The 4,983-nt window shown below is 72.1% G+C and carries 5 protein-coding genes; 1 reads left to right on the top strand and 4 read right to left on the bottom strand.

What is annotated here, in order from left to right:
- The coding region (locus tag AC0CYZ_RS31340) for a helicase-related protein (protein WP_472222124.1) at window positions 1–1,077 on the top strand (1,077 nt) is incomplete at its 5' end.
- A 343-nt stretch (window positions 1,078–1,420) separates the two neighbouring features.
- On the opposite strand, the gene AC0CYZ_RS31335 is transcribed toward AC0CYZ_RS31340, so the two are convergent.
- The 4 genes from AC0CYZ_RS31335 to AC0CYZ_RS31320 all read right to left on the bottom strand — a co-directional run bounded on the left by AC0CYZ_RS31335 (window position 1,421) and on the right by AC0CYZ_RS31320 (window position 4,951).
- Entirely contained in the window at window positions 1,421–2,482 is a 1,062-nt protein-coding gene (locus tag AC0CYZ_RS31335; RefSeq protein WP_472222122.1) for an ABC transporter substrate-binding protein, read from the bottom strand.
- Window positions 2,483–2,568: 86 nt separating this feature from the next.
- On the bottom strand, window positions 2,569–3,258 hold the full coding sequence (locus AC0CYZ_RS31330; RefSeq protein WP_472222120.1) for an ABC transporter permease: 690 nt from the start codon (window positions 3,256–3,258) through the stop codon (window positions 2,569–2,571).
- The gene (locus AC0CYZ_RS31325; RefSeq protein ID WP_472222118.1) at window positions 3,255–3,965 is read right to left on the bottom strand and encodes an ABC transporter permease; all 711 of its coding nucleotides are present in this window, start codon (window positions 3,963–3,965) and stop codon (window positions 3,255–3,257) included. Before AC0CYZ_RS31325 ends, AC0CYZ_RS31330 begins: the two co-directional genes overlap by 4 nt.
- Window positions 3,962–4,951, bottom strand: coding sequence for an ABC transporter ATP-binding protein (locus AC0CYZ_RS31320; protein WP_472222116.1), 990 nt, complete (start codon window positions 4,949–4,951; stop codon window positions 3,962–3,964). The genes AC0CYZ_RS31325 and AC0CYZ_RS31320 overlap by 4 nt, the downstream gene beginning before the upstream one ends.
- Window positions 4,952–4,983 lie beyond the last annotated feature (32 nt).

The raw sequence follows: 4,983 nt of genomic DNA, 5'->3' as shown, positions 1-4,983 counted from the left end.
AAGCGGCTGCTCGACCGCACCCCCAAGGTCGGCCAGCGGATGCTCTTCTCCGCCACCCTGGACAACGGCGTCGACGTCCTCGTCAAGCGCTACCTGTCCAGCCCCACGACGCACTCGGTCGACCCGGCCGTGGCGCCGGTGTCGACCATGACCCACCACGTCTTCCAGGTGCAGGCGGCCGACAAGCCCGAGGTGGTCCGCGAGCTCGCCTCCGGGCTGGGCCGCAGCGTGCTGTTCACCCGCACCAAGCACCAGGCCAAGAAGCTGGCCAAGCAGCTCACCGCCGCCGGGGTCCCGGCCGTCGACCTGCACGGCAACCTGAGCCAGAACGCCCGCGAGCGCAACCTCGAGGCGTTCAGCACCGGCGAGATCCGGGTGCTGTGCGCGACCGACATCGCCGCCCGTGGCATCCACGTCGACGACGTCGCCCTCGTCGTGCACGTCGACCCGCCGGCCGAGCACAAGGCCTACCTGCACCGTTCCGGCCGCACGGCCCGCGCGGGTGCCGGCGGCACCGTCGTCACGGTCGCCACGCCCGACCAGTTCGGCGAGGTCCGCACCCTGGCGCGCCAGGCCAGGATCAGCCCGGTGGTGACGGCGGTCCGCCCCGGCGCCCCGCAGATCGCCGAGCTGACCGGCCCGGCCGCGCCGTTCGTCGAGCCGGCCCCGGCCCCGCAGCCGCAGGGCCCGGGTTCCGGGCAGGGCCGTCGCCGCCGCGGCGGCTCGGCGTCGGGTTCCGGCTCGGCGTCCTCCGCCACCCCGCCGGGGCCGTCGAACGGCACGATCCGGCCCTCGAAGCACGCGACGCCCCGCACATCGCCGTCGGGACGGCCGACGCCCCCGCCCGCCGAGACCGCAGCTGGGTGGTCCGTGCCCGGGCCGAGGAACCCGGCGTCGGGACCCACTCCCGCCAGCCGGGACGAGGTCGGGCTGCCGACCGGGCGTCTGGCCCGCCGGACCGTGGCCGACCTCCTCGCCGGCTCCGACCGCTCCCCCGCCCCGACCTCGCACCGGGCCGAGCCGCCCGCACCGAAGCCCCGCACCGCCGTCGGCAGCCACCGCGCCGACGACCGCTGACCTCGACGGGCACACCCGGCAGCTTCGGCGGCCGCAGAACCTGCGCCCAGTGCCCCTGATCATGAAGAGGGGCCATGCGCGAGGCAGCCGACCCAGCCCACGCCGTCGAGGGGCACACCAGGCACGTCCAGCGACCGCAGAACCTGCGCCCAGTGCCCCTGATCAAGAAGAGGGGCCATACGCGAGGCAGCCGACCCGGCCCACCCAGCCCACCCCGCCGAGGGGCACACCAGGCACGTCCAGCGACCACGGAACCTGCGCCCTGTGCCCCTGATCAAGGACGCGGAACGACGAACGGCCCGGGCCCCACCCCCGGGGACCCGGGCCGTCGTCGTGCACGGACCTACTTGTTGACCCCGTTCGCCTGGAGGAACTGGGCCGACACCGCGGCCGGGTCGGCCCCGTTGCCCTGGACCTGCTGGTTCAGGGCCTGGATGGCCTTCGTCGAGAGCAGCGAGCTCACCCAGTTCAGGGTCTGGGAGAACTCGGGGCCCTCGGCCTGCACGACGGACTGCTTGACCACCGGCGCCACGTACTGGAACCCGAAGATGCCCTTCGGGTCGCTCAGCGCGGTGTACTTGTTGGTCAGCAGCTGGTAATCGGTGCTGAACGCGTCGGCCGCCTGCGCCGCGCCCTGGTCGAGCGCCTGGTACTGCGAGCCGGCCGGGGTCGACAGGAAGCCGACGTTCGTCAGGCCGTACTGCTGCTGCATGCCGACCAGGCCGGTCGCGCGGGTCTTGAACTCGATCTGGCCGGCCAGGGTGACGCCCTGCCCGCCGGGACCGACCTTGTTGAGGTCGGGGACCGCGGCCAGCTGGTGCTGCTGGGCGTACGCCGTCGGGACGACGACCGTGTCGGTGTCCTGGAACGGCGTCTGGAGCAGCACCGTCCCCTGCCGCTGGGACTCCTCGAACTGCTTCGCGGCGTTGTAGGTCGCGGAGGCCGACGGCGGAGCGGGCTGCTTGGCGACGCTCGTGACGATCTCGCCCAGGTACTCCGGGTAGATGTTGATCTGGTTCGACGCGAACGCGGTGTCGATCAGCTCCGAGCCACCGATGTTCGGCTTGAGCTGCACGGTGTAGCCCTTGGCCTGCAGCGCCTGGGCGTAGAGCTGGCCGAGCACGTACTCCTCGGGGAAGTTCTTGTCGCCGAGGATGACGACGGGCTTGCCGGCGCCCGGCTTGCCGGGGGGCAGCTGGACCTGGCCGGTCTGCGCGGTCACCGGCACCGCGTCGGCCGGGACCTGGTCGGCGGCGGCCGGGGCGGAGCTCGACGGGGGCGGGGCGCTCGACGAGCCTCCGCCGCCGCAGGCGGCGAGCAGCATGGCGGTCGCCGCGGCGAGGCCGACGCTGCCGACGAGCGACAGCCTCCGCGCCCGGCGGCCGCCGGTGGTCGTGGTGGGCATGGACTCTCCTTCATCTGGCGGTGCCGCCGTGGTCGGGCGGTGTCGGGTGGAGCCGGCCGTGGCGACGGCCGACCGTCGGGGCGGCCTCACGCGGCGGCCGGGATGGGCTCGGTCGCCGTCGCGGGCGTGCGCTGCGCGAGCAGCTGCAGCCCGGTCGGCGTGAGGGCGCGCTCGGCGAGGCCGAGGAGCGCGTCGCCCAGGAACGCGAGCAGGATCGAGATCGTCGCGGCGGCGAGCACGCCCGAGAGGTTGTAGCCCTCGACGTTGCTGATGATGTCGCCGAGGGTGCCCTGGCTGCCGGCGAACGTCGCGAGGTACGCGGTGGCGACGATGTAGACCCACGAGGTGCGGATACCGCTGGAGATCAGCGGGATCGCCGAGGGCAGCTCGACGCGGCTGAGGATCTGCCAGCCGGTCATCCCCATCCCGCGGGCCGCCTCGACGGTGCCCGGGTCCACCCCTTCGACGGCGGTGAAGGTGTTGGTGAGGACCAGGGGGAAGCCGAGGATCACCAGCGCGACGGTGATGTTGATGACGCCGAAGCCGTAGAGCGCGATCCCGATGGCGATGATCGCGAGCGTCGGGAGCGAGCGCAGCACGTTCCCGACGTTCACGACGAGGAACGAGAAGCGGTGCAGGTGCCCGATCCAGGCCCCGAGCGGGACCGCGAGCACGACCGCGACGACCAGGGCCAGCACCGCGAGCAGGATGTGCCCGAGCGTGAGCTCGAGGAGCAGGGCGGCGTTGTCGCCGAAGAACGAGAAGTACGCGCTCACGACGTCCTCCTGGCACGGGTCCACGGGGTGACGAGACGTTGCAGGCCCACGACGAGCACGTCGGCGACGAGAGCGACCAGGATCGTCAGGACCCCGGCCGAGATCAGCTCCGTCGAGAACACGGTGTGGATCGCGTCGAAGATCGGCTTGCCGAGCCCGAGCGGCGCCACCGACGCGGCAACCGTCGCCAGCGAGATCACGGTGACGACGGAGACCCGGACGCCCGCCATGATCGAGGGCAGGGCGAGCGGGAGGCGGATCCGGAAGAGGATCTGGTTCGGGGTGAGGCCCATGCCCTCGGCGGCCTCGACCGCACCGCTCGGCACGGTCCGCAGACCGGTCAGGGTGTTGCGGAAGAGCAGCAGCAGCGTGTAGCTCGTCAGCCCGATCTCGATCGTGGTCAGCGAGAGCCCCGTGATCGGCACGAACGCGAGGAAGAACGCGAGCGAGGGCACCGTGTAGAGGAAGGTCGAGAACGCCAGGAACCCGCTCGCGAACCAGTTCCGCGAGAACGCGACCAGCGCCGCGGCCAGCGAGATGACCAGCCCGATGACGACCGCGATCAGCGTGATGTAGACGTGCTGGACGAGGCTGGGGCCGAGGATGGTCGGCCAGTTCGTGGTGAACCAGTCCCAGCAGAAGGTCTGGTCCGGCGAGCACTGCGGGCCCTCGAAGATCGGGATGACCTGCGTGGGTGCCCCGATCACGACGGGCTCCGCACGACGGCGTCCTGCAGCTGGTCGAGGGTGACGGTGCCCAGCAGCCGACCGCCGTCGGTGACCTGCACGGCCGGCGCCCCCGAGGCGAACAGCGTCGAGAGCCCGATGCGCAGGGTGGCCTCGGCGTCGACCGACGGGGCGTCCGCGGAGACCGGCCCGGACCCGTTGGTCCCACCCGGCACGACCTCGCGCATGCGGCGCAGCGAGAGCCGCTTGAGCCCACGGTCGGCGCCCACGAAGTCGGCGACGTACTCGTCGGCGGGGTTCGCGAGCAGCTCGTCCGCGGTGCCGTACTGGGCGAGGATCCCGCCCTGGCGCAGCACGGCGATGCGGTCCCCCATCTTGATCGCCTCGTCGATGTCGTGGGTGACGAAGATGACCGTCTTGGAGATCTCGCTGTGCAGGTTGAGGAACTCGTCCTGGATCTCGGTGCGGGTGATGGGGTCGAGCGCGCCGAACGGCTCGTCCATGAGCATCACCGGCGGGTCGACCGCGAGCGCCCGCGCCAGCCCGACGCGCTGCTGCTGACCGCCGGAGAGCTGGGCGGGGTAGCGGGTGGCGAAGCTGCGGTCGAGCCGGACGAGATCGAGGAGCTCCTCGGTCCGCGTCCGGATCCGGTCGCGCGACCAGCCGAGCAGCCCCGGGATCACGCCGATGTTCCCGGCGATCGTCATGTGCGGGAACAGCCCGACCTGCTGGATCACGTAGCCGATGTCGCGACGCAGCGTCGTGACGTCGACCGAGCGGATGCTCTGCCCGCCGATCGTGATGTCGCCGGACTCGAAGTCGATGAGCCGGTTCACCAGCTTCATCGCGGTCGTCTTGCCCCCGCCCGAGGGGCCGACCAGGCAGCAGGTCTCGCCGGCGGGGACGGTCATCGTCAGATCGTCGAGGGCGGGCACCTCCTGGCCCGGGTATCGCTTGGTCACGTGGTCGAACACGATGTCGGCCGCGGGTCTCTCGGTGGTGGTCATGGCGCCTCTCCCGGCTGTTCGGGGTGGGGTTC

It is taken from the genome of Actinomycetospora sp. (assembly GCF_055612215.1).
The sequence above is the reverse complement of the archived record's forward strand: the minus strand, read 5'-3'. Positions and strand labels throughout refer to the sequence as shown.

Excerpts from the sequence above, each read along its gene's own strand:
- AC0CYZ_RS31335 (WP_472222122.1), bottom strand. The coding sequence starts at position 2,482 with ATGCCCACCACGACCACCGGCGGCCGCCGGGCGCGGAGGCTGTCGCTC.
- AC0CYZ_RS31320 (WP_472222116.1), bottom strand. The coding sequence starts at position 4,951 with ATGACCACCACCGAGAGACCCGCGGCCGACATCGTGTTCGACCACGTG.